The organism is Deltaproteobacteria bacterium, from assembly GCA_009692615.1.
In the GTDB taxonomy this organism is placed as follows: Bacteria; Desulfobacterota; Binatia; order UBA9968; family UBA9968; genus DP-20.
Genome location: SHYW01000007.1, coordinates 40,076 through 61,109 on the forward strand (window position 1 = coordinate 40,076; position 21,034 = coordinate 61,109).

19 protein-coding genes are annotated in these 21,034 nt (G+C 56.7%); 5 read left to right on the forward strand and 14 right to left on the reverse strand.

All coding sequences use genetic code 11. From position 1 onward, the window contains the following. Position 1 precedes the first annotated feature (1 nt). The 8 genes from urtB to EXR70_02840 all read right to left on the reverse strand — a co-directional run bounded on the left by urtB (position 2) and on the right by EXR70_02840 (position 9,596). Positions 2-1,618, reverse strand: a complete 1,617-nt coding sequence (gene urtB, locus EXR70_02805; GenBank protein MSP37411.1) for an urea ABC transporter permease subunit UrtB — start codon at positions 1,616-1,618, stop codon at positions 2-4. Between the two features lie 61 nt (positions 1,619-1,679). After that, on the reverse strand, positions 1,680-2,930 hold the full coding sequence (gene urtA, locus EXR70_02810; GenBank protein ID MSP37412.1) for an urea ABC transporter substrate-binding protein: 1,251 nt from the start codon (positions 2,928-2,930) through the stop codon (positions 1,680-1,682). A gap of 146 nt (positions 2,931-3,076) precedes the next feature. Beyond that, positions 3,077-4,390: a hypothetical protein gene (locus EXR70_02815; GenBank protein ID MSP37413.1), complete on the reverse strand. Its 1,314-nt coding sequence runs from the start codon at positions 4,388-4,390 to the stop codon at positions 3,077-3,079. A gap of 299 nt (positions 4,391-4,689) precedes the next feature. Then, positions 4,690-5,727: an ABC transporter substrate-binding protein gene (locus tag EXR70_02820; protein MSP37414.1), complete on the reverse strand. Its 1,038-nt coding sequence runs from the start codon at positions 5,725-5,727 to the stop codon at positions 4,690-4,692. Positions 5,728-5,747: 20 nt separating this feature from the next. Next, on the reverse strand, positions 5,748-6,722 hold the full coding sequence (locus tag EXR70_02825; GenBank protein ID MSP37415.1) for an ABC transporter substrate-binding protein: 975 nt from the start codon (positions 6,720-6,722) through the stop codon (positions 5,748-5,750). A gap of 14 nt (positions 6,723-6,736) precedes the next feature. Further along, positions 6,737-7,606, reverse strand: a complete 870-nt coding sequence (locus EXR70_02830; protein MSP37416.1) for a polysaccharide deacetylase — start codon at positions 7,604-7,606, stop codon at positions 6,737-6,739. Positions 7,607-7,652: 46 nt separating this feature from the next. Beyond that, entirely contained in the window at positions 7,653-8,600 is a 948-nt protein-coding gene (locus EXR70_02835; GenBank protein ID MSP37417.1) for a polysaccharide deacetylase, read from the reverse strand. Positions 8,601-8,615: 15 nt separating this feature from the next. Next, the gene (locus EXR70_02840; protein ID MSP37418.1) at positions 8,616-9,596 is read right to left on the reverse strand and encodes an ABC transporter substrate-binding protein; all 981 of its coding nucleotides are present in this window, start codon (positions 9,594-9,596) and stop codon (positions 8,616-8,618) included. 196 nt (positions 9,597-9,792) lie between these two features. Between EXR70_02840 and EXR70_02845 the strand changes: the two genes are divergently transcribed. Beyond that, complete coding sequence (locus EXR70_02845; protein MSP37419.1) at positions 9,793-10,758, forward strand: ABC transporter substrate-binding protein; 966 nt, start codon at positions 9,793-9,795, stop codon at positions 10,756-10,758. 140 nt (positions 10,759-10,898) lie between these two features. On the opposite strand, the gene EXR70_02850 is transcribed toward EXR70_02845, so the two are convergent. The 4 genes from EXR70_02850 to EXR70_02865 form a co-directional block, all read right to left on the reverse strand. Next, positions 10,899-11,912, reverse strand: coding sequence for an ABC transporter substrate-binding protein (locus tag EXR70_02850; GenBank protein ID MSP37420.1), 1,014 nt, complete (start codon positions 11,910-11,912; stop codon positions 10,899-10,901). 2 nt (positions 11,913-11,914) lie between these two features. Further along, complete coding sequence (locus tag EXR70_02855; protein MSP37421.1) at positions 11,915-12,664, reverse strand: hypothetical protein; 750 nt, start codon at positions 12,662-12,664, stop codon at positions 11,915-11,917. Between the two features lie 530 nt (positions 12,665-13,194). Continuing rightward, positions 13,195-13,773: a peptidoglycan-associated lipoprotein Pal gene (gene pal / locus EXR70_02860; protein ID MSP37422.1), complete on the reverse strand. Its 579-nt coding sequence runs from the start codon at positions 13,771-13,773 to the stop codon at positions 13,195-13,197. Positions 13,774-13,937: 164 nt separating this feature from the next. Then, complete coding sequence (locus tag EXR70_02865; protein ID MSP37423.1) at positions 13,938-15,101, reverse strand: hypothetical protein; 1,164 nt, start codon at positions 15,099-15,101, stop codon at positions 13,938-13,940. 124 nt (positions 15,102-15,225) lie between these two features. On the opposite strand from EXR70_02865, the gene EXR70_02870 reads away from it, so the two are divergent. From EXR70_02870 to EXR70_02880, 3 genes are all read left to right on the forward strand, one after another. Then, complete coding sequence (locus tag EXR70_02870) at positions 15,226-16,101, forward strand: hypothetical protein (protein MSP37424.1); 876 nt, start codon at positions 15,226-15,228, stop codon at positions 16,099-16,101. Positions 16,102-16,152: 51 nt separating this feature from the next. Beyond that, a complete protein-coding gene (locus EXR70_02875) occupies positions 16,153-16,878 on the forward strand; it encodes a hypothetical protein (GenBank protein ID MSP37425.1) in 726 nt (241 codons plus the stop codon). 84 nt (positions 16,879-16,962) lie between these two features. Beyond that, positions 16,963-17,454 carry a hypothetical protein gene (locus EXR70_02880; GenBank protein MSP37426.1) on the forward strand — a complete coding sequence of 164 codons (492 nt, stop codon included), beginning with the start codon at positions 16,963-16,965 and terminating at the stop codon, positions 17,452-17,454. A gap of 125 nt (positions 17,455-17,579) precedes the next feature. Here the strand turns inward: EXR70_02880 and EXR70_02885 are convergent, their stop codons facing one another. After that, positions 17,580-18,710 (reverse strand): methionine synthase, encoded by a 1,131-nt coding sequence (locus tag EXR70_02885; protein MSP37427.1) that lies wholly within the window; start codon positions 18,708-18,710, stop codon positions 17,580-17,582. Positions 18,711-18,863: 153 nt separating this feature from the next. Continuing rightward, positions 18,864-19,850, reverse strand: a complete 987-nt coding sequence (locus tag EXR70_02890) for an ABC transporter substrate-binding protein (protein MSP37428.1) — start codon at positions 19,848-19,850, stop codon at positions 18,864-18,866. A gap of 89 nt (positions 19,851-19,939) precedes the next feature. Between EXR70_02890 and EXR70_02895 the strand changes: the two genes are divergently transcribed. After that, complete coding sequence (locus tag EXR70_02895) at positions 19,940-21,031, forward strand: LLM class flavin-dependent oxidoreductase (protein MSP37429.1); 1,092 nt, start codon at positions 19,940-19,942, stop codon at positions 21,029-21,031. The last annotated feature ends 3 nt before the right edge of the window (positions 21,032-21,034 follow it).

Here is a 21,034-nt window from a genome sequence, read left to right on the forward strand (position 1 = left end):
ATTAATTTTCCGCCACGCGCCCTTTGAGCGCGAACATTCCCTGGGGCCGCTTTTGAATGAACAGAATGATCAGGATCAAAACGAATATCTTGCCGAGCACCGCGCCGGCGAAGGGTTCGAGAAATTTGTTGATCTCGCCCAAGCCCACCGCGGCGATGATCGTGCCGGCCAACTGGCCGACGCCGCCCAACACCACGACCATAAAAGAATCGACGATATAACTCTGGCCCAGGTCGGGGCCGACGTTGCCGATCTGCGACAGCGCCACGCCGCCGAGACCGGCGATGCCGGAGCCGAGACCGAAAGTCAGCCAGTCCACCCGCGGCGTCGGGATGCCCATGCAGTCGGCCATGGCGCGGTTCTGGGTCACGGCGCGCACATAGAGACCTAAGCGCGTGCGCGCCAGAAACAGCCACATAATAAAGACCACGATAGCCGCGAACAAAATAATCGCGATACGGTTATAAGGCAGCACAATATCGGCGCCAAGGTTGAAGCCGCCGGACATCCACGACGGATTGGCGACTTCGACGTTTTGCGCGCCAAACAGAGTGCGAACCAATTGAATCAGCATCAGGCTAATTCCCCAAGTAGTGAGCAACGTCTCCAACGGTCGGCCGTAGAGAAAACGAATGACGCTGCGTTCGAGCGCGACGCCGACCAATGCCGCGACGATGAAAGCCGCTGGGATCGCCGCGATCAGATACCAATCCAACGACTGCGGCAAATAAGCGCGGAAAAAAGTCTGCATCAGATAGGTGGTATAGGCGCCGAGCATCAGCATCTCACCATGGGCCATGTTGATGATGCCCATCAAGCCAAATGTAATCGCCAGGCCGAGCGCCGCCAAGAGCAGCACACTGCCAAGGCTCAAGCCGCTGAACAAAGCGCCGAGTAGCTGCGGCAGGATAAAACTTTGATCGAGCGCTTGGATCGCCTTTTGCGCTTCGGCTCTGACGCCGTTGTCGGTTTCGGCGAAGCTGCCGTAAGGATTTTTTTGCAACAGCGCGATGAGAATCTGTTTCGCTTGGGAATTCTTGCTCTCGCCCAAAAGCTTGGCCGCTTCGCGGCGCGCCACCACGTCGCTACTTTTGATCTCAATCAGCGCGCGCGCCAGCGCCAAAAGCGTTTTCACTTCGCCGTCGCTTTCCTTCGCTAGCGCCGCTTTGATCAGCGGCAACATCGCCGGCTCGGGATCGGCCGCGACGATCTTCGCCGCCGCCAGCCGTTCGTCACGCGCGGGCGAGATCAGTTTGAGCGCGGCGAGGGCGGCGTCGAGCACGCCGCGCACCCGATTGTTGACCACGATCTCTTCAAGTTTTTCCGTCGGCGCGGCGATCGACTCGCCGGTAAGCGCATCCGTGACCGAACTGCCGGCGACAATCACCAGCCGGCCGTTGAATAAGCGCAAGGCATCGTCCTGCATCGCCTTGAGCAATGGCACCGCGCTGGCCGCGCCGGAAGCGGCGAGTTTGGCGATCGCGTCGAGCTTTACGTCACTATCTTCAGCGGCGAGTTGCTGGATCAAAGCGGTGTCGAGGGCAATAACCTCGGGTGCGCTAAAAGCGAGCCAAAGAAAAACTAGCGCCCAGAGGCGCCAGCGAATCGATGTGATCATGATGTCGAATTGGGGTTAGAAAACAGGCCGGTGGCCAGCGCGCCGCCGGCCTGTCGCCGAGTTACTTTTTCGTCGCAACCATTTCCGGCTCGTCTTTCTTCTTGTCGTTGCCGGCGATATAGGGACTCCAGGGTTTCGCCTTCACCGGACCGGAAGTTTTCCAGACGATATTGAACTGGCCGTCCGCTTTAACTTCGCCGACGAACACCGGTTTATGCAGGTGATGATTCTTCTCGTCCATCTTGATGGTAAATCCCGAAGGCGCCTTGAAGCTCTGGCCGCCCACGGCGGCGATCACCTTGTCCACATCGGTGGTTTTCGCCTTTTCCACCGCTTGCTTCCACATGTACATGCCGACATAGGCGGCCTCCATCGGGTCGTTGGTCAAAGGTTTATCCTTGTGGCCGGCAAGATTTTTCGCCTTGGCGTAGGCGGTCCACTTCTTGGTAAACTCTTCGTTGGTCGGATTTTTTAGCGACATGAAATAATTCCACGCCGCCAGATGGCCGACCAACGGCTTGGTATCGACGCCGCGTAACTCCTCTTCTCCCACGGAGAATGCCACCACGGGAACATCCTTCGCCTTCAAACCTTGATTGCCCAGTTCCTTATAGAAGGGCACGTTGGAATCGCCATTGATGGTGGAAATCACCGCCGTCCGTTTGCCTTCGGCAGCGAACTTTTTGATCTTGCCGATGATCGTCTGATAGTCGGTATGACCGAACGGCGTGTACTCTTCTAGGATGTCGGCCTCTGGAATGTTCTTGGACTTCAGGAAGGCGCGCAGAATTTTATTAGTCGTGCGCGGATAAACGTAGTCGGTGCCAAGCAACACGAAGCGCTTGGCGGCGCCACCGTCCTTCGACATGAGATATTCCACCGCCGGAATCGCCTGCTGGTTTGGCGCCGCTCCGGTGTAGAAAACATTTTTCGAAAGCTCTTCGCCTTCATATTGCACCGGATAGAAAAGCAAGCCGTTGAGTTCCTCGAAAACCGGCAACACGCTTTTGCGCGATACCGAAGTCCAACAGCCGAAGACGACGGCTACTTTATCTTGAGTGAGAAGTTGGCGCGCCTTTTCGGCGAACAGCGGCCAGTTCGAAGCCGGGTCGACGACTACGGCTTCCAGTTTCTTGCCGAGCACGCCGCCCTTGGCGTTGATTTCTTCGATAGCCATCAGGGTCACGTCCTTTAAAACGGTTTCGCTGATCGCCATCGTTCCGCTCAATGAATGAAGCACGCCGATTTTAATCGTGTCTTTGCTCTGCGCCCTGACCGGCAGCGGCATCGCCAACATTGCGGCAACTCCCATGAGCGCGGCCACCCGCTTCAAGAAATTACACCGACTTAATCCAAGCACGATATCGATTCTTTTAAATATGGTAACCATGAACTTCCTCCATCTTAAAAATTAGTTAATATAGGGTTCTCTGGATCTCTCCTGTTGGCATATCACAGCTAGAATAAAAATTGTGCTTGCAACCTAAAGCGATGCGCATCCAGCGCGCTCGCTTGGCCGCGAAAACTTTCGTTGTCGAGAAAGCTGTAATCGGCCTGCAGCTTCAGGTTGTGGCCGTAAACGTAATAGTTCAGACCGCCGGTGTACGCGGTGGTTTTGCGAAACACTCCCGAGACATTGAGCTTGTCAAATTCAACACCCGAGACTCGCCCGGCCAATTCCAACTTACCGGGCATCAGGTAGTAGCCAAGCTGAGAATAGTATCCCCAGTCATTGCCGTCCGACACTCCAGGCGTGGTAAAGCTGTCGTGGCGATAGTAGCCGGCACTCTGGAAACTCAATTGATCCCAACGATAGCCGAGATCTAAAGTGACATTGGTCGTGCTGTCTTTCGCTTTTAGATTTTGAAACGATGACGCACCGTCGATTGGATTGTACGCCGCCGCTACGCCGACCGAGAGTTGCGCTTCGCTCGCCGCCTTGGGCGAACTCTCGTAGTAACCGTACGGTTTAAGAATATCGAACTCTAAACGTCCAAGCGCGCCGATGTTACTGCCGAAATTCTGCTGACCCGGAGCATCGAGCGCGCGGACACTGTTGAGCATCGCCGCATGATAGGAAACCGGGCCGAGTTTACCGGACACATGGGCGCCGATGGAACGTGGCAGATTGAACGCATAATCGGCTTCCGACAAATCGGAGAACAGGAGGTTTCCCGGATGGGTGTAAAACTGCCGGCTATACGGCAGGACAAAGCGCCCGCCTTGCAGGCCAAATTCAGGAGCGAAACTATATTTCATCCACCAATCCAGCATCGTAATGTTATTGTTGTTGCCGAAGGTGCTTCCTTGCAGCTGCGTGAAGTAAGTTAATTTCGGATCGAACATATTGCCGGACAGCGCCAACCGCGCCAACCCGACATCGAAGTTCTGGTTGTAGCCGGCGCCGTTCGGCTTGTCCAGCGTGTAACGAAACTGGCCGAAGCCGTTGACGACCAGAGAAAACGGCTTGTCCTTGCTACGAATGTAAAATCCACCGTCGTAACCGGCCTCAAGGCTAGGTGCCTTGGCCTTTTCCACGGCATCCACTTTTTCCTTGGCGGCCAGTTTCGCCTCTTGCGCTTCGAAACGTTTCTCAAGCTGCTCAACATAAGCACGCTGCTTTGCCAACTCTTGGCGCAGCAGTTTTAAGTCCTCTCCGGCGTCCGCCGCCAACGCCTTACCCGTTGTTAAACCGCTAAAACTGTAACTAACCGCCGCCGCGACCATCGCGATGGCCAGACGACTCCATTCGACCTTCATAGAAATTCTCATCTCCTTATTTTTTTCCCCAAGAATTGTTTATCCGACGCTGGATCAAGCAGAGAGACCACGTCGTATTCCGCCTCTCATTAAGGACACTAAGCAACTCCCATGCCGCGCATGAAAGACTCGGAAATTCTCTTAACTTACTCGAAACAAAGCAGGTTTCGGCATGACGCGAAGGTTTTTGTGCCTATTTAATTGGCAAGCAGTGCCTAACGTTTAGGCGGTTACCCAAATTATTATCAAGCAAAGTTTAACTGGCGGGATTTGCTGCTCAATATTCTGGGCGAGCGGCGGCTGAATTTGACTCAACGGTAAAGCCCATCGATGAAACCGTTGGCTTGCAGCTCACGGACGAAGCGATCGTCGAAAAATCTTTTCGGATCCTGTCCCTTCGCCTTGGGATTGCGTGGCTCAAGCTCTTCGAGCACCGGGCGAATCGCTTCGACGGTGGGCAACGGCGCGCGCAGCAGATATTTGCTCGCGTAAATGTCGTACGCTTCCGACAACTGCTCCATATCGGTGGTGCGCAGAAACTTGCTCATAACGCTAATCGTGAATGGCCGGTCGCGCTTCATCCGTGCGATCGCTTCGACTTGAGCCATCATGTAGCGGCGCACCAGATCCGGCTCCTTGCGAATCACTTCGCCGCGCGTGCTGATGCCGGTCGAGGCGTAGGGAAAGTTCAGCGATGGAATTTCGAGCAGCTCGCGATAGCCCAGCTTTTTTGCCCGCCCGATCGCCGGGTAGGAGAGAATACCGCCTTGCACCCGATTGCCCTGCATTGCCGGTACGATCGACTCCATGCCGCCGATTTGCAGGATCGAGACATCTTTCTCCGGAACTAAATTATAGTGGCGCAGCGCCACGCGCGCGCCGGTATCGATGGTCGTGCCGTAGCGCGTGATACCGATCGCCTTGCCGCGCAGCTGCTCGGCCCGTTCGATCTCCGGGCGCACCATCAGGCTCAGCACTAGCGTGTCAATGGTCGTGCCGATCACGATCACATCCGCGCCACCTACCGCAGCGCTCACCGTCGTGCCACCGGCGATTTGGAGAAAAGTAATCTCGCCGGCGATCAACGCATTCATCCCTTCCACGCCGCTCGGCGTCGCGATCACCTCGACTTCCAAGCCATGTTTCTTGAAAATGCCGGCCTCGCGCGCCAACCATGGCACCGCCATGGAGCCGGAAAGCGAAGTGATCGCCACGCGCAGTTTACGCAGCGGCGCATTCTCCGCGCTTTCAATTTGACTGGCGTTACAGCATAGAAAAACCACGACCAAACTTAAGGCGCACAACCGGTTGTGAATTCGTTTCATCGTCTCAGGCCAGCCTTCCACCATATATCATTACTCCAGTCCCACTACCGCCCTATGCCTAGCTCCTGCTGCGCGCGCCGGAGATAGCTCAAGTCGAGATATTTTTCCGGCGCGGGATAAGGTTTGCTTTTGAACAAGCGATCGCCCATCAAATCGATCAGCCGTTGAAACCCTTCGCGGTTCACCGAGCCGTCTTTGCTAATAATTCCCTGGGAGAGATATTCGTCGACGGTGACACGCGTCGACTTGAGCGGAATCCCGGTGCGCTTGGAAATCAAATCAGCCGCTTGTTCGTGGTTGGCGTGAGCCCACTGCATCGCTCGCACCATCGCTTTTAGATAGCGCACCGTCAACTGGCTATTCGTTTCCGCCCAGCGGCCATCGACGATCAAACTGTGAAATTGCAGGTTGGGAATATAGTCTGACAGTTTTGCGATCTCCAAGAAGCCCAGCTCGCGCGAGCGCGGCAAATCGCCGCCGAGCAGCATCGTCGCCGACGTACTGCAAGTTTTGAGGCTGGCCAGCCGCTGTCCGGTGGGACCGTTCTGGATAATCGTATAGTCACGGTTGAGCTCCAGCCCTTCAGCTTTGAGCATTTCCCGCAAAAAGATCGTGCTGCCGGAAACCAAGCTCACCACACCGATGTTCGTGCCCTTGAGATCTTTGATCGATTTATATTTCGGACAAGTGACCAACGTGTAGGCCGCGATCGGCACCGTGCCGCCGATGATTTTTAACGCCGCGCCGCGCTCCACGGCATTGATCGCCGCCGACGGATCGACGATGGCGACATGGATCTGTCCAGCGATCAACGCTTGAATCAACGTATCGGTCGAGCCGATCAGCACAACATCGCCTTGGATTCCTTCTTGAGCGAAGAAACCTTTGTCCGTCGCCGCGTAGTTCGGCAACTGCTCCACCGTGCGCGAGACGTTGCCGATGATCACCCGGTCGGCAGCGACGGCGAAGTGAAATGACGAGAGAACTAAAACAAGCACCAGCGGCAAAAAAAATTTCATGTTCGCCTCCAAAGCTAAAGCTTCTGATAATAGTTGGCGTAAAAGTAATCGGCGATCTCCGCGCCCGTCGCCTTCCACACGCCGTCGTGAGAACAAATATACTGCAACGCCAAGTCGAGATACTTGACGCGAAAGGCCAGACCGATGACAAACGGATGGAGCGGCAGCGTCATCACCCGCGCTTGGGTCTCGCCCTCTGCGTAGAAGGTATCGAACTGATCGCACACCATCTGTAACCAATCCTTCGGCGTGTGGCCGCCTTGGAAGATCACGCGGATATCGTTCAATCCTTGCTGATAGGGAATCGCGATCATCCGGCCCGACTTCACCCGCATCGCGCAGGGCTGATCGTCGAAACCCCAGTCGCAAACGTAATCGAAACCTTCCGCGGCGAGATGATCCAATGTGTTAGGGCTTTCATCGCCGCCGCCCGGTCCGAGCCAGCCGCGCGGCGCTTTGCCGGTCGCCGCGGCAATAGTATCTCGAATTTGCCGAATCACGCCGCGCTCTTCGTCGGCGGGATATTGATTGATGCGAATATTGTTGGTCACGCCGTGGCCGAGCCACTCCCACTTTCGTTTATTGCCCTCTTCGATGATCGCCGGATGATGCGCGCAGACATCGGCGTTGAGCAACACCGTGGCGCGTATGGAATGCTTGTCGAGTACGTCCATCATGCGAAACACGCCGATGCGTGAACCATAGTCGCGCAGCGCGTAACCGGTCACGTCCGGCAAGGAAGAATTCGCCGCGCCGGGAATCACTTTGTCGATGTGGAAGAATTCGACATTCGGCGCCACCATCAACGCGACGCGCGCGTTGTTCGGCCATTTGAATGGCTGGCGCCTGACAATCGGCGAGTAATCGTAACGCTCAGTCTGCATGGTTGCTCTCCAAACTTCTTATCCGAAACCCCCAACTCCCTACCCTTTACCCCGTACGCGGTTCACCGCTTGGGATATGCGTCTCGTGCACAGTCATATACCAACTCGCGATCTCCTCGCGGCTGGGGAACCAAACTTTTTCGCGCGAGAGCGCATACTCGACAAACTCGCGCAGCGCGCCGATCCGATGCGCGTGGCCCATCACGTGAGGATGCAGGCCGAGGTTCATAATGCGCCCCGTCGCCGCGCCTTCAATGTAAAGTTGGTCGAAACAGCTCTTCAGCGTTTCCAATCCCGCCGACGCCGGCATGCCGCCGCGTGCGAATAAGTTAAAATCGTTGATATCGTTCGAATACGGCACGCAGACGATCGGGCCTTTCGAAGTGTGAATCAGATAGGGCTGATCGTCGTTTAGATAATCGCAGTAAGCGATCACACCGAACTCTTTCAAGAACACCGGCGTTTGCAGCGTGCCACGGATAGCCGAAGACAACCAGGCTTTAGCAGGGCGGCCGACTACTTTCTCGTAGATATCGAGCGTGCGCCGAATCACGGCGCGCTCGTCTTCTGGCTTGTGCGCGTAATAGGTGAGCAGATCGTTCTGCGCCCAGTTATGCGGCACCAGCTCCCAGTCACGCTCGTTGCAAGCATCGACGATGCGCCGCCGCTCGGTCATCGTCATGCCGTTGATCGTGCACGATGGCTTTACGCCAAGCTTGTCGAACATCTCGAACATGCGCCAGATACCAATGCGCTGGCCATACTCGCGCCAAGTCCAATTTGCCGTATCGAGCACATCGCCCGGCAGCGCGTGCGGAATCGTCATCGGCCCGCCGGTGAACAGCGGCTCTTTCTGCCCCGGCCGGAACGGTTCCCAGTATTCGATGTTGATCGTAATAATCAGCGCCAACTGCGCGCCGTTGGGAAAGCGCAGCGGCCCGCGGTCCGGTAGCGGCACATAGGGATAATGTGAAGGCGAAACTTCATCGCTCATTCTGTCGTGCCGATCCTATCTTCGAACCCTGTCGATAAACCCACTCTTCTTAAGCTCGTCAAGAATACTTGGCTCCATCACGCGCAGCGACTCCACCGTCTGCCCTTTGGCTTTAGGATTGGTTTTCGCCAGTTGGGCGATCACCAGCTCGACGCCCTTGCGGTCCGGCATGCTCAAAAGCCCATCGGCATGGGCTCCTAAAAAATAGTCGTAACCAATTCCATATACTTCATCGTCGGCGCGGATATATTTTTTAATCACCTGAATCGTCATGGCGCGATCGCGCTTGGCGAGAAACAGCGCTTCGACCAACGCCTTGACGAAGTTCGTCGCCCTCTCCTTGTTGGCGTCGAGATAACTGCGCTTGATCATCAAGCAGCTTTGCGGATAAGCCATGCCTGCTTCGGCCATGTCCAAAAGCAAGTTCATTCGGTGCTTTTTAATTGCCATGGTCGCAAACGGCTCAGTGAACAACGACGCCTCCGTCGAACCATTCGTCAGCGCCGTCAGTCGGTTGGAACTGGCGCCCAGTTGTATGACCGTAACTTGCTTCGAATCGACAGCGAATTTTTCCAAGGCCGCCTGCACCGCGAAATCGGTGGCCGAACCGAACTGGCTGATGGAAATTTTCTTGCCGCGCAAATCTTGCACGCTGCGGATCTCCGGCCGGCCGACTAATTTAAATGCAAAAAGATTGAAACCGCCGGTGATCATCGCGATATCCGCGCCCTGCAGGTCGGCGGTGACCGCCAGGGCGCCGGTGGAGAAGAGAAACTGGCTATCGTTGGACAACAGCGTCTGCACGCCCAACGTGCCGCTATTCATCGCCAAGTATTCCACCTCCATGCCGTATTTTCGGAACAACCCTTCCTGATTGGCGACCCAAATAAGCGAATGAAGCGGCGTCATACCGCCGCCGCTGACGCGGACTTTTTCCGCTGCGAAGGTCGGCGTAGCACAAAGTAGCAGAATTGCGATGACGGTTTTTAAGCCCATGAATGAACCTTCTCGTGTTTCACTTAGCCCATTCACCTCCACCTGTCCATGGCGGAGACCGAGAAATAAGACAGAGCTTGGAGACAGAGACCGCTCCCCTACCTTTCCTATTTCTATCCCTGTCTCTGTCTCGTCCCGCCGATTGACTTCCACACCGCAGTCAACTTACATTCGCGACTATTGCAGCGGAGGGAACATGGCTAATCGCACGATCTCAATCGGTATGCGCGACTACGATCATTGCCGGGCCTTGGCCAACGGTAAAGTTAAAATCGACGGCGTCGATCCGAAGTTCATCAACATCTCGCCGCCGTCGCAAATTTTTCTGCGCATGCTCAACGACGAAGAGTTCGACGTTTCGGAAATGTCGCTGTCCAATTTCATGATCGCCATCGGCAAGGGCGACCGGCGCTTCGTTGCGCTGCCGATCTTTCCATCGCGGGTATTTCGTCATTCTTATATTTGGATCAACACTAAAGCCGGCATCGCCAAACCGGCGGATCTCAAAGGCAAGAAAGTCGGCATCGCCGATTATTCCATGACCGCGCTGCTATTCGTGCGCGGCCTGTTGCAGCATGAGTACGGCGTCAAGCCCGAAGACATTCACTGGTTTCGCCGCCGCTCCGAACATGTCGCCATCGATATGCCGCCGGGCATTCGCATCGACAGCATCGCCAAGGATCAAAACCTCGACGATCTGCTCGAAGCCGGCGAACTCGACGCCGTCGCCGTGACTTCACCGCCGCGCGCTTTTCTAAAAAATTCCCCGCTGGTCGCTCGGCTGTTTCCCTACTGCCGCGCCGTCGAAGCGAACTATTACCGGCGGACACAAATTTATCCGATCATGCACATGACCGTCATGCGCCGGGCGATTTACGAGCAAGACCCGTCATTGGCCGTGCGTTTGTCGCAAGGGTTCCAAGACGCCAAGGCGCTGGCTTTCGAAGATTATGAAGAAGGTTTGGCTTCGCTGCCCTGGGTGAATCTGGATTTGGAATACGCACGCCAAGTCCTCGGCCCAGACGTTCATCCCTACGGCATCAAGAACAACGCCGCCACCTTGGAAGCCGCCACGCTCTATTCCCATGAGCAGGGATTGACGAAAATTAAATTCGCCGTCAACGAACTGTTCGCAGCGGAGACCCTGGGGCTTTTCGCCTAAGAATCGACTCGGAGAACTCTGCTCCTATTCCGTCATACCGGCGTAGGCCGGTATCCAGGTGGGGTGGTTCATAACCATTAAGATGGATGCCGGCCTGCGCCGGCATGACGGACTTAGGTCTTTTGTTTAAGCGGTGCCAGCTATCTGATTTTCTTGCGCAGCTCGGCCAAGAAGCCGCTCGATTCCAATTGCCGCGTAAAACTCGCGTCGATCACTTGATCGAGATCGACCTGGGTGATTTTCGGGTTGATGCGCGCCACCAGGCGCTGCACCGATTTGAAAGCGGCGACGTTGGGCGCCAGATCGAGCGTCGTCATCTTGCGCAACACTTTGTACGATCCTTCGATGACGTCGCTACGGCTCAGGCGCAGATTGCGCTGCAAAACTTTGGCGACATCGGTCTTGTTGTTGTCGTCGAGGATGTAAGCGACCGCCTCGGCCAACCCTTTTAGCACGCGCAGATAAAATTCGTTGCGGCTGGCGACGGATTCTTTCAGCCCGCAAATTTCCGGCCCCTGGTAGGGAGCGGAAATCTCGGCCGCATCGACCAACGATTTGAATCCCTGCGGGTACAAAATCTCGCTCAAACCGTAGGTGATCACGCCGAAGTCGATGTTGTTGGTGATCATCGCCTGGGCCAGAGTCGCTTCGTCGCCGATGACGCGCACTTTGATGCCGTATTTATCGGGATCGACGCCGAGGTGATCGAGGATAATCATCGTTTGCAGCCACAAACCGCCGCCGATACTTTGCACGCCGACGGTTTTGCCGCGCAAATCTTCGGCGCTCTTGAGCTCTTTGCGCACCATCAGGTTGCGCGGAATTTTATTCACCGGTCCGCCGATGCAGGTGAGCTTGATGCCGCCGGATACGGTGCTCAAGATCGTCGACTGCGCCGGCCACACCGCTTCGACTTCTTTGGCGACTAAAGTCGCGATGCTCAAGGCGCCGTTACGCACCTGAACCATTTGCGCGTCGATGCCGTATTTTTTGAACATGCCGCGCTCGATGCCGACCCACATGGAAGTCGCGGTTTCGTTGAAGCCGCCGTAGGAAACCCGAAACCGTTCTTGCGCAAATGTGGGTGAAATACAAAATTGGCCGAGCGCGATCAGCGTACAAGCGAGAATCGTTGTCGATAGGCGAATGCTCATGGTCAATCCTTTCGGCGCCCCATCCGCAAACTCTCCAGCAACGAACCGTAACCCGGCTGACAGTCGAAAATCTTCAGCGCTTTGAGCGCGCCCCAGATCATCGCCGCCGGCGCCGCGATCACCGCCATGCCGGTATCGGCTTCCAGCGGTGCGATGATATCCACCGACGGCCAACGCGGGCAGGCGATATAGATCGCATCGGCGTCAGGATGTTGCTTGGCTAAATCCCGCGCGAGCGTGAACGCCGCGTCCGGCGACTGGCTGGCGAAATCGATATTTTTCGTCAAGCCCAAACCTTTGGTCGCCGGCACTTGAAACTGATTCGCTGCGAGAAAGTTTTTGATTTCCTGATTGCGTGCCTCGATGAACGGACTGACCACCAGCACCGAACGCGCCCCCAGCGTGCGCAGTCCGTCAATAACCACGCCGTTGGCCGTGACTACCGGCAATTGAGTTTCACGACGCAACAGCTCGGTCAGCTCGGCGTCGCCCGCTGCGCCTTTGGACAACGCCACCGGCGCACCGCCGCAAATCAGCACGTCGACTTTCTCCGCGGCCAATCTCTTGCCGGCTTCGACCAGGCGGTCAAACGCCGCCGCAGCCTGCTCCGCGCCGAGAGTCTGAATTGGCTCGCTGATGGTTAATCCGACGTGCAACACGCCCACCGGCAAGAGCTTGCGCATCTCCTCGCCCGAAGTATCCAATATCGCCGGCGCGATATGACCGATCCGCGCCCGCCAACCATAACGCATAAGTTCGCCCTCGTTTTGCTAAGTCAGTGATTGATCCGCGCACCGACAACCAGCTGCGACCCTAACAAAGCCGTCGCCTCGCTGTCAATTCGATGAGCCATAGCGTTGATCCGCGGCGCAACCGCAGCCAAGTGGAAAGCGTCTTTCACCACAAAGTGTTTCGTATGCTTACCCACACCTACGGACACTCAAGAGAGCGAAACCCGTAGGATGTGGTGAGTCCGCGAACCGCATCGAGCGAGTGCGACTTACCAACGATGCGGTTCCCTTTGGTCACCGCATCCTACAAAACAATGCCCGTTTTTTCGAAGGAGAGCATGCAGGGTTATTGCCGGCGCGAAAAATCTTTCGCCCCTACCTCGGTCATCCGAACCTTCGTGCCATTGGTGTCTTCGTGGGGAGAACGGATTTTCCTGCCAAGTAAATCAATTTCACCGGCGGACAATTCCTCGCAACCGCCAAAAAAAAGGCCCGTGTCGTTGGACACGGGCCTTTTGCTCGTCGCGATTTGCGATTTTGAATTTCTGAGTCTACTTGGCTGCGCCAATGACGAAGCGCGCGCGCCGGTTCTTGGCCCAGCACTCTTCGTTCTTTTCCTTACAGACGGGAATTTCTTGACCGTAGCTCACGGTCGACATCCGGTTGGCGGCTACGCCGAGCGTCGCCAGATAATCTAGCGCGGCTTGGGCCCGCTTGGCGCCCAGCGCCATATTGTATTCCGCCGTGCCGCGCTCGTCGCAGTGGCCTTCGATCTGAATGCGCGCCGTGGCATTGGACTTGAGCCAATCGGCATTGGCCTTCAACGTCGCCCGCGCCGCTTCCGAGAGCGCCACGCTGTCAAATGAGAAATTGACATCCTTCATCGGCCCCGCGGTTGCCGCTTCGCCCTTGCGCAGCGCGTCGAGGCTCGTTGTCGTGCCTGGATCGGGTTTCGGCGGTGCCGGTGGTTTCGGTGCTTCCGGTTTGGCCGCCGCCGCGCCGGATGAAGCGCTCAGATTTTCCGCCGTCCACGTCGGTGCCGGCGGATTGGCCGGACTGGTGCAGGAAAATAGAAATCCCAATGCGAGTAACTTGACTGCCGCTAGATAAATGCTTTTTTGCTCCCTCATCACTCCCCCTTTTCAGTTCCGTCACGAACTGTTTTCAATGTAACGATTGTGAAGCATCCCACTCACGCTGTCAACGTTTTTTGCCCAGAATCGCTCGTCTGAGCATGCAAAATCCGGTCGCGGCTTACCAAATTTTGCATCAAGCTGTTCGCGGTCCTCTATTATTAAGCTGTCGGCATTAGGCGCACACCGTAGAGTTTCGGCTGCGACACCAGCAGCCGGCGCCAGCTCCCGCCGGCGTCGTTGGTGGCGTAAACCGATCCATCTGTGTAGCCCACGCAGAGCGTGTCGGCGTCGCCGGGGTGCGTCGCAAAACCGCAGGTCATATGTTCCGTGCCGGCGGGCAAGCCATTGGTCAGCTTGTTCCAACTCTTGCCGCCGTCGTCGCTGCGCAGGATCTGCGTCTTGGCACCGCCGGTTTCGGCCAAGCGGAGGTTGCTGAATTTAACTGTGTTGTAGGGTCCCGCGCGCACGGTGCGATAGCCCGCCCAGGTCGCCGGCCCGTTCTCCGCGGCGCCGAGAAAGATCCGCTCCGGCACCGACGAATGGTTGGCCATGGGAATCGCGTAGGCGCGCCCCATGCCGTATTCGCACTTGCGCCAAGATTTGCCGTCGTCGTCGGTCTGATAGGTGCCGATGCCGGTACTGGCGAACAGCGTGTCGAGTTTCGCCGGATGGCGCGTCACCCAATGGACGTCGCGGTACAAGCGCCCCTCTTCATGCTTGCCCATTTCGTAAGGCACGATGCCGGCGGGATCGTTGATTTTGGGAAACGCCGTCGGACTGGCCGGGCCGCTGATGTCTTCCCAAGTCGCGCCGCGGTCGCGGCTGCGCGCCACGCCGCCCTCTTCAATGCCGACGATGATTTCATCCGGCACCCGGGCGTCGAGCGCAATCGAACGCACATGCGCCACATGCGCGCCAGGAGGAAAGGTCCACTTGTTGTAATCGGGCAGATCGCGAAACGATGCCAGCTCGCGAAACGACCGGCCGCCGTTATCGCTGGCGTAAATCGCCGCCGGCAGCGTGCCGACGTAAATCTCATCGGCCCGGGTCGGATGCACCGCCATGGTCCAAATATCGCGCCGCTCAATGCCGCCGGAGGGTAGCCACTTCCAGCTCGCGCCATCGTCTTCGCTGACGTGGATCTCGGTGAGCGTGGCGGCGTATAATTTTTTCGCATTGAACGGATCGCGCGCCACTTCGCGCACGGTCTCGCCATCCAAAGCGCTGTTGAGAATCTCGACGTTCTCAGTGCGCCCATCCCAACGGCACCGCAATAATTTCTCCGCGCCTAACAAATAGAGTTGCAGGTTTTCAGCTGTCATTGCCAACCTCCGCGCTCATTGATTTGAATTGAATATACGCACGCTAAGCAAATCGCTGCGCGCCGTCAAGCCGCCCTACGAATTCGCTGGATATTCATGCCGCTTTTGAACTAGATTGAGCGCCATGCGAGTCGTTCAACCACCCAAGCAAAATCCCCACAAGCCAAAGTATAAACTGCCCACTGGCGCCTGCGATACCCACTTGCATGTCTACGGTCCCTTCGACCGTTATCCGCTTGTCGCCGGGCGCGGCTACGATCCCGATCCCCACTCGACCCTCGATGATTATCTTCGAACTCACGCCGCCGTCGGACTGGAGCGCGCCGTGATCGTCACCGGCAGCGGCAACGGCACGAACAATCGCATCACGCTGGATGCTTTGAAGCGCATGCATGGCAGCTTCAAAGCGGTGGCGCTGCTCAATCCGGCGGTCACCGACGGCGAGTTAATCGAACTCAAAGACGGCGGCTTCACCGGCTTCCGCATCAAGTCGCAAGGCCGCGGCGGTTTTTCTTACGAAGATGCCAAGCGGATCGTTGATAGAACCCAAGGCTTCGGCTGGCACATCGAGTTCACGCCACAGTCGGTGCTGGACGCCATCGCAGGCGTGCCGTTTCTGAACTCGCTAAAAGTACCTTATCTTTTCGACCACGTCGCCGAAGTCGAACCGCATCATCGACGCGGCGATCAGGAGTTCGATGCGCTGCTGAAGATTTTACAAAACGAAGAAAACGCCTGGCTCAATCTTTACAGTTTCTATCAGCAGTCCGAAGTTGGACCGCCGAATTACGAAGATTTGCTCGACGTCGTCCAAGCGCTCATCGCCGTGCGCCCCGACCGCGTTGTTTGGGGCAGCAACTGGCCCCACGCCAGTATCACGGTACCGACGCCCGACGAAGGCGACCTGCTCGATTTTCTGTTAGCAGCCGCGCCTGACGAAAAGTTACGCAACGCAATCCTCGCCGACAACCCGGCGAAGCTCTACGGCTGGCCGAAATAATTTGGAATCTGGAATTTTGAATTTGGAGTTTTTTACTAAGGAGTAAAATTTATGTACGGTTGGCGCGCCCGCATCGGTCACATCGCCCCCTCCCGCGGGGATACCTTGGTTTACGAATTTTACAAAATGTTTCCCGAAGGCTTCATGATGCTCAACACCACCGGCACCGTGCGCCAGCTGGTCGACAGCGACTTCGAAGCACAGCTCGGCCGCATCGAGGAATCGGCGCAAGATTTGGTCGACAACAATTGCGACTCGATCATCTTCAGCGGCTCGCCGCTGTTCACCCGGCTGCCCTTCGGCGCCGACCGCGAACTCGGCAAAAAACTCAGCGACAAATTCGGCGTCCCGGTGGCCGCTGGACTCACCGCCGAAGTCGAAGCGTTGAAAGCGATGAACTGCAAAAAACTCGTCGTCGGCACGCCCTACGAAGAAGAAATCAACCAGCGCCTCAAGCGCCATCTAGAACAATCTGGCTTCGAAGTCTTGCAGATCGCCGGTTACGGCGTGCGCAAAAATTCCCAGCTCACCGATCTGCCCGTCCACGCGTCCTACAAGATCGCCAAAAAACTCTACGCCAAAGCGCGCGACGCCGACGGGGTTTTCATCGCCTGTCCGCGCTGGCCGACGATCACCGATGTCGCCATGTTGGAAAGCGAAATCGGCAAGCCAGTGATCACCAGCAGCCTGGCTTGCAGCTGGTACGCCATGAAACTCATCGACATCAAGGAAACCGTCAAAGGCTTTGGCCGCTTGATGGAAAGTTTGGCAAGCTAGGGAGCCGCGAATCGAGCGGCGAACAAGAAATTTCTAGCGGTTCGCGCCTTCGATAGTCTAAAATAGGATCGATTGGAGGACGTTATGAGTTGGATCAAAGCAGCTTTATTGGCAGGGCTTCTCAGTAACTTTTTGATGACCTTTGCCCCAGACGCGAGCGCCGCCGATCGCAAAAAAGATCGCCGCCGCGACGCCAGTTGCCAGCGCGGCGATCGCTTGAACATCGAAGATCTCGACATGTCGCCCGACCCGGTGAGCGAGGGACAGCGGATTCGTTCTTGGAAAGTGCGCATCCGTTTCGACGGCCGGCGCGACTGTGAAACCGAGGTCTACGTCCGCGAGGGCAACACCATCGCCGGCCACGCGCGGGATTACAAGATGCATCCCGGCGTCAACGAAATCGAGATTCCCGCAGCCCAGGGCTACCGCTTCAGCGGCCGCGAACATTGCTTCAATGTCCAAGTCGATCTCGACGGCACGCGCCAGCAGATCGACGCCGCGCGCCGTTTCTGCGCCACCCAAAGATCGGCCTGGTCCATGCGCGAAGCCGACGACCGCGGCCGCGTTCCGCGCTAGCGAGAGGGCGGGTTTCAAACCCGCCCTTTCAATTCCCATTTCTTTTTTTGCGTTTTTTGCGGCCAACTCTCCGAATCTGATTCCCCCACTCTGTGATCTCTGTGCCCTCTGTGGTGAATTCCCTCTTAGTCCCAAACCCGTCGCGCCGTTTCCAGCATGACATCGAGTTTGCGGAACTGTTCGTCTTCCGTAAGCAGATTACCGCGGATGCTCGACGCGAAGCCGCATTGAGGGCTCAGCGCTAATTGTTCCAACGGTAAGAAGCGCGCCGCGTCGTCGATGCGCCGGCGCAGTTCATCGACGCTTTCCACCCGTCCGAGCTTCGTCGTGATCAAACCAAGTACGGCGATTTTTCCTTTCGGCACGAAACGCAGCGGCTCGAAGCCGCCGGCGCGTTCGGTGTCGTATTCTAGTAGAAGCCGTTGATGGTTGAGGCCGTTGAATAATTTTTCGGCGATGGCGTCGTACTTTCCCTCGCGGTGCCACATGCTTTGGCGGTTGCCGCGGCAGATGTGAATACCAAAGGTGACGTTGGGAAATCCGGCGATGACCTCGTTATCGGCGCGAATCGAGCGCTCCATCGTCGCCATCGGTTCTTCACCCCGCGCGCGCATCGCCGCGATGGAATTAGGATCGACGTACGCCGTGTAGCCCGGCCCGTCAATGCCGACATAGCGGCAACCCGCCTCGGCTAGCTCGCTGAGCATCTGCTTTTCAACCATGACGACATCGCCCAAAAATTCGTCGGTGTTCGCGTAGACCGAACGCGACGCCTCGGCATCGTAGCATTGTTGAATCCGGTCCGGACCGATCAAAGTGATTTTCACCGGCCGTTCGGTCAAGCTTTGAGTGAAACGAAAATCATCGACCAGCGAGTTGCGCAAAAGTTTCAAGCGCGCCGTGACCCGTTTACGATTGAGTAAGATCGGATCGGTGCCTTTGTGGGTTTTAACTTGGCCATCGTCGGCGCGGGCGAGCATATCGTGATAGCTTTTCACCCCCGCCTGCCACTCTTCCACGCCGGCGACGACATTGAAGCTCTCCATGAAACTGGTGCGGCGAAACTCGCCGTCGACCACGATCGGCAAGTTGTGTGCGACCTGTTTAGCTACCACATCGCGAATCGCTTCGTCCTGTGAATTCTTTAAGTCCGCTTCGCTGGTCTTACCGTCGCCAAAGCTTGCGAACGCATCCTTCAGCCTCTGCGGCCGCAGCAAGCTGCCAACCAAATCCACCCGCATCGAATTGAGATTCACTAGTATGTTTCCTTTCGACTTGATTACGAAGGGCAGCTCCACAGGGTTACCCCGACAATTCCGAAATCTTTTTTTGCGCTCTTTGCCCTCCCCGATTGCCCTGAGCGTGTCGAAGGGTGCGGCCAATTGCCTCTTCCGAATCCGAAAACGCCATCAGCCGAGTTCCTTGATCGCCTGCTGCAAATAACTCTGATCGATATATTTTGCCGGGTCGGGCGGCGCGCCCTTCACCTGTTCGGCGTAAATCTGCATGGCGAATTTCAAACCTTCGAGACCGATCTCCGCGTTGGGATGCCAGATGCGATTGGCCGTGTAATATTCCCAACCACGCCGCGCCAGCTCGGGTTTGAGCGGCATCTCCTTGGCGAGAAAATCGATCGCCGCTTCTTTGTTGGCATAAAGCCAGCGATGCATGCGCACCGTCGCTTTCAAGTAGCGCACCAGCAGCCCGCGGTTTTTCTCCGCCCAGCCGCGCTTCACCGTGAGCAGCGATAGTTGATAGTTGGGAATATAATCGCGAAAATATCCGAGCACATTGAAACCTTGCTGCTCGGCAGTGAAATCGAGGGGAACGACTAAATACGTCGCGCCCAATTGTCCCGAAGTCAGCGCCGCCAGATTGAAACTGCCGCCGCCCACCGCGAGCATTTTATAATCCGCCGGATAATTCAAACCGTTTTGTTTGAAGATTTTTTGCAGCACGTTGGCCGCGCCGGAAGTCAGGGCTTGCACGCCGACGGTGGCGCCGCGCAAATCTTTGAAGCTTTTGTAATTCTTCCCCGCGACGATCGCCTGTGTGAGCCCGTTAACAACGCCGCCCACGGCCAGCAAGTCCGCACCATTGGCTGCCGCCGCGATCACCGCGTCGGCGGAACCTAACGCCAAGTTCACCGACTCGCTCACCAGCGCCGCGGTCGTGATCGGATTGCCGCGCAGCAAGATCGTCTGGACATCGAGCCCAACTTCATCGAAGAAGCCTTTTTTCACCCCGAGCCAAAACATATGGGTGCCGACCGTCTTGGTGCCGACGCCGACCGGGAATTTGAGTTTTTCCTGGGCTCCAGCGCCACTGCGCGCGCTCATGACGAGCAGGACAGACAGGCTGACGATCAGTCTAAAATAACTGCCAAATGTTTGCATGAATCAACGCTAGTCAAGTAAAACCACCATAGGTTAGATGGAAGAGAAGCGTCAAGACCAAAATCGTCAGCGCAACAAAGGATCGTCCCATGAAACTCGGACTCTTCGATCACATGCAAAAGCACGACAAGCCGGCGTTGAGCTACGTCGACCTGTACAAAAATCATCTCGACGTTGTGGAGTTCGCCGATCAGGCCGGCATGGATTTTTATTTCGTTGCCGAACATCACTTCGACATGGGCTTCTCCGAATGTCCCAGCCCCGGCAGTTTTCTCGGCGCCGCCTCCCAGCGCACCAAGAACATTCGCATGGGACCGCTGGTTTACGTCTTGCCGCTGTGGAATCCGATCCGCGTCGCCGAAGAAGTGGCGCTACTCGACAATCTCATGCAAGGCCGGCTCGAAGTCGGCTTCGGCGCCGGCATCGGCCCTTTTACTTTTGCCGCTTATAATATTCCTTGGGATCAGAAACGCGAGATGACGCTCGAAGCGCTGCAAGTGATCAAAGGCATCTGGACTCATGAAACTTTCATCTTCGAAGGCAAATATTTCAAGTGCAAGGATATCGACTCGTCGATCCCGCTGGTGCAAAAACCCCATCCGCCGATCTGGATGCCGACCCGCAGCAAAGAATCCATCGAAGAAGCCGCATCCACTGGCGTCAGCACGATTCAATGGGTGCCGTCGGGGATGAAGGCGGTGCGCAAAGCCTTCGACGAATATCGCGCGGTGTATCAAAAAGCGAAGCCCAGCGGGCGCAAACCGCATATCGGCTTGATGCGCGAAATCTACGTCGCCGAAAGCGACAAGCAAGCCCACGCCGAGGGCGAGTATCACTGGAAAAATTTCTGGCAGCGGCGCGGCGGTGCGCGCACCTACGGCGCTCACGGCTCGACTGGACTGTCGACGATCCTCGACGGCGGCCGGCGCCAGGAGTTGATGGACATGGAACACTCCATCGGCGACGGTTCATTCATCTGCGGTGCGCCGGAATCGGTGGTGCAGCAAATTAAGAAAATCGCCAACGACGCCGGCGCCGATACTTTTCTCGGCGAGTTTACTTTCGGCGAGCTGGAACAGAAGCAAGCGATGAATTCGCTGCGTCTGTTCGCTGAGCAAGTGATGCCGGAATTGCGTCGCTTCGAAGTCGATGCCTTGAACTTCCCCGCCGCCCAAGCGTAATCG

Bases quoted from the DNA above. Each gene is read 5' to 3' on its own strand.
- EXR70_02830 (MSP37416.1), bottom strand. From the start codon at position 7,606: ATGCAGACTGAGCGTTACGATTACTCGCCGATTGTCAGGCGCCAGCCA.
- EXR70_02865 (MSP37423.1), bottom strand. From the start codon at position 15,101: ATGACAGCTGAAAACCTGCAACTCTATTTGTTAGGCGCGGAGAAATTA.
- pal (MSP37422.1), bottom strand. From the start codon at position 13,773: ATGAGGGAGCAAAAAAGCATTTATCTAGCGGCAGTCAAGTTACTCGCA.
- EXR70_02815 (MSP37413.1), bottom strand. From the start codon at position 4,390: ATGAGAATTTCTATGAAGGTCGAATGGAGTCGTCTGGCCATCGCGATG.
- EXR70_02870 (MSP37424.1), top strand. From the start codon at position 15,226: ATGCGAGTCGTTCAACCACCCAAGCAAAATCCCCACAAGCCAAAGTAT.
- EXR70_02820 (MSP37414.1), bottom strand. From the start codon at position 5,727: ATGGTGGAAGGCTGGCCTGAGACGATGAAACGAATTCACAACCGGTTG.
- EXR70_02855 (MSP37421.1), bottom strand. From the start codon at position 12,664: ATGCGTTATGGTTGGCGGGCGCGGATCGGTCATATCGCGCCGGCGATA.
- EXR70_02895 (MSP37429.1), top strand. From the start codon at position 19,940: ATGAAACTCGGACTCTTCGATCACATGCAAAAGCACGACAAGCCGGCG.
- EXR70_02825 (MSP37415.1), bottom strand. From the start codon at position 6,722: ATGAAATTTTTTTTGCCGCTGGTGCTTGTTTTAGTTCTCTCGTCATTT.
- EXR70_02875 (MSP37425.1), top strand. From the start codon at position 16,153: ATGTACGGTTGGCGCGCCCGCATCGGTCACATCGCCCCCTCCCGCGGG.
- urtB (MSP37411.1), bottom strand. From the start codon at position 1,618: ATGATCACATCGATTCGCTGGCGCCTCTGGGCGCTAGTTTTTCTTTGG.
- EXR70_02880 (MSP37426.1), top strand. From the start codon at position 16,963: ATGAGTTGGATCAAAGCAGCTTTATTGGCAGGGCTTCTCAGTAACTTT.
- EXR70_02850 (MSP37420.1), bottom strand. From the start codon at position 11,912: ATGAGCATTCGCCTATCGACAACGATTCTCGCTTGTACGCTGATCGCG.
- EXR70_02840 (MSP37418.1), bottom strand. From the start codon at position 9,596: ATGGGCTTAAAAACCGTCATCGCAATTCTGCTACTTTGTGCTACGCCG.
- EXR70_02890 (MSP37428.1), bottom strand. From the start codon at position 19,850: ATGCAAACATTTGGCAGTTATTTTAGACTGATCGTCAGCCTGTCTGTC.
- EXR70_02845 (MSP37419.1), top strand. From the start codon at position 9,793: ATGGCTAATCGCACGATCTCAATCGGTATGCGCGACTACGATCATTGC.
- urtA (MSP37412.1), bottom strand. From the start codon at position 2,930: ATGGGAGTTGCCGCAATGTTGGCGATGCCGCTGCCGGTCAGGGCGCAG.
- EXR70_02835 (MSP37417.1), bottom strand. From the start codon at position 8,600: ATGAGCGATGAAGTTTCGCCTTCACATTATCCCTATGTGCCGCTACCG.